This is a genomic window from Staphylococcus sp. HMSC62B09 (assembly GCF_001839115.1).
Classification (GTDB): domain Bacteria; phylum Bacillota; class Bacilli; order Staphylococcales; family Staphylococcaceae; genus Staphylococcus; species Staphylococcus haemolyticus.
The window spans coordinates 1-2,390 of record NZ_KV840109.1; the positions used below are offsets into that span (position 1 = coordinate 1).

The window sequence follows — 2,390 nt, forward strand, 5'->3', positions numbered from 1 at the left end:
AGTGGTTTGGCAAGCATTGGCTTTGCTAGCCACTAACGTGGTAGCGTCGCCTGCTTGTTGGGGATACTCCCCAATCCCCTTATGATTTTTTCTGACGAAAAAATAGTGGCTAATTGATAGCCACTATTAATAAAGAAAAAGAAGTATTATTTGTTATAAATATATTAATTAGGTTCATATTTAGTCTTTAATATTTTTAATAAAAAAGGTAATAATGCTAAAAAGAGTGTTATTGATGCAAATAACCATGCATGACTTGACCCTTCTATGAGTTTATCTGAATTTGATGAATTACTGATAAATAATGAAGTAACTGCTGTATAAAAAGCAATACCTATATTTTGAACCATTCTTTGTGTAGCTCCAGCAGTACCTTGCATATCTTGAGATACAGTTCCCATTATTGCTGAAGTATTAGACGGTAGGAAAAAACCTCCTCCTATACCATATATTAGTAATAATAAGCTTATTGTCACTGGATTTAATATATATTGTAATAATCCTAGGCTTGTATATGCCACAATCATAATAATTAGTCCTGTAGTCATTAATACAATATTGCCAATGCGAGAAATTAATTTACCAGATATTTTTGAAGTAAGTACTAATCCTAAAGGAGAAGTAAGGTTAACTAATCCTATTTGCCAAGATGAAAGATGATTAATCTTTTCTAAAATATATGGAGGAATTATAAAACCTAAAGATGCTGTACCTCCAAATACAAATATTGCAAATATTGGAGATGAAAATGATACATTCTTGAATAAACGTAAATCGATGATAGGATGATTTGTTTTTAACTCCCATATAATAAATAGGCAAAAAGAAACAATAAAGATTAGGAAATTGCCATATACTGATATATTAAAAATTGAGTGATAAGACCAAGATGTTAAACTTATTAATAAACAAAAGATAGATAGAAATAATAATGAATTTCCACGTATATCTAAATGGATAGACGTACTTTTTTGCTCTTTAATATATCTTTTTAAAAATAAACAGCCGATTAAACCGATAAATATAAAGGGAATATTGATCCAAAATATCCATCTCCAATTACCTACAGATATTAAAAGACCTCCAATACTTGGACCTAAAACAGGACCTATTCCTAATAGAATACTTAACGTTCCTAACGCAGAACCTTGTCTATTTTCAGGAATGGTTGTAGTAATAATAGCCGTAGCAGTTCCTTGTAACATTGCTGCACCTATACCTTGTAAACCACGAAAAACGATTAATTGTATGACGTTGTTTGAAAAACCGCATAAAATAGAAGCTATTAAAAAAATAGTTAATCCTAAACTATATATATTTAAACGACTGTATTTATCGCTTAGTCTCCCAAATATTATAATTGTGCCTGTTAATAATAAAGTATATAGTGTAACACTCCAAGTAATAAAAGAAGTATCAACATTAAAGTATTTTGATAAAGTGGGTAATGCGACATTGATAATGCCACTATCCAGGGTGGATAAAAACATTCCTATTCCTGCTGTGAAAACAACTAAATGATCGAAATACTTGGAAGAATACATCTATCATACCTCCTCATTTAACTAATTTAATCATACCCATATAATATTTCGTTCAACACCGAAATATTATATGGGTATGATTAAATTGTACTAATAGAAAGGATGTATTATATGTATGAAAATTTTGCTGATAATATTCTCCTCATTGGACATAAAACACGTTTAACTATGTTAATTGAATTATCTAGTGGTATATCTCTTTCAGCTGGAGAATTAGCTAAATTAGCTGGTATAAAACCTCAAACAGCTAGTGAGCATCTTTTAAAATTAGTAGAAGCCAATTTAATCTCAGTAAATACTCAGGGACGACATCGTTATTATAAAATTGATAATGATAAAGTTGTTGATGCAATCCAAGCTTTGTCTGTCATATCTCCACCTATGAGTAGTAAGTCGTTAAAAGAAACAACAAAAAAAGAAAAATTATCATATATGCGTACTTGTTATGGTCATATTGCCGGAAAAATAGGGGTTAAGTTTACTGAATCTTTGATAGAAAATAATTATATTAAAGAAGAAGAAAATTTTTATAAATTAACTCAAGAAGGGAAGACTTGGTTAAAAAAAATAGGAATTGAAACAGAAAAGAGTATGTACTTTAAACCTATTCCTAAACATATAGATTGGACTGAGAGAAAAAATCATATGGCAGGACCTATTGCGTTAAAAATAACTGAAAAAATGATTGAATTATCTTGGATTGAAAAAAGTGAAATTAATCGATGTCTTAATTTAACCAAAAAAGGAAAAAGTGCTTTCAAGACATATCTAAATATGAACATCCCATAATAAAAAAGGGGAAATAATTAAAAATGAAAAAAAATAAATTAAAAAAGTATAACTTAT

General features: G+C 29.0%; 2 protein-coding genes. One reads left to right on the forward strand and one right to left on the reverse strand.

Annotated elements, in window-relative coordinates; all coding sequences use genetic code 11:
• Positions 1-164 precede the first annotated feature (164 nt).
• Positions 165-1,544 (reverse strand): MFS transporter, encoded by a 1,380-nt coding sequence (locus HMPREF3265_RS02675; RefSeq protein ID WP_053019144.1) that lies wholly within the window; start codon positions 1,542-1,544, stop codon positions 165-167.
• Positions 1,545-1,655: 111 nt separating this feature from the next.
• Here HMPREF3265_RS02675 and HMPREF3265_RS02680 point away from each other — a divergent pair, with 111 nt between their 5' ends.
• Positions 1,656-2,333 (forward strand): ArsR/SmtB family transcription factor, encoded by a 678-nt coding sequence (locus HMPREF3265_RS02680; RefSeq protein ID WP_053019143.1) that lies wholly within the window; start codon positions 1,656-1,658, stop codon positions 2,331-2,333.
• The last annotated feature ends 57 nt before the right edge of the window (positions 2,334-2,390 follow it).

Excerpts from the sequence above, each read along its gene's own strand:
- HMPREF3265_RS02675 (WP_053019144.1), bottom strand. The coding sequence starts at position 1,544 with ATGTATTCTTCCAAGTATTTCGATCATTTAGTTGTTTTCACAGCAGGA.
- HMPREF3265_RS02680 (WP_053019143.1), top strand. The coding sequence starts at position 1,656 with ATGTATGAAAATTTTGCTGATAATATTCTCCTCATTGGACATAAAACA.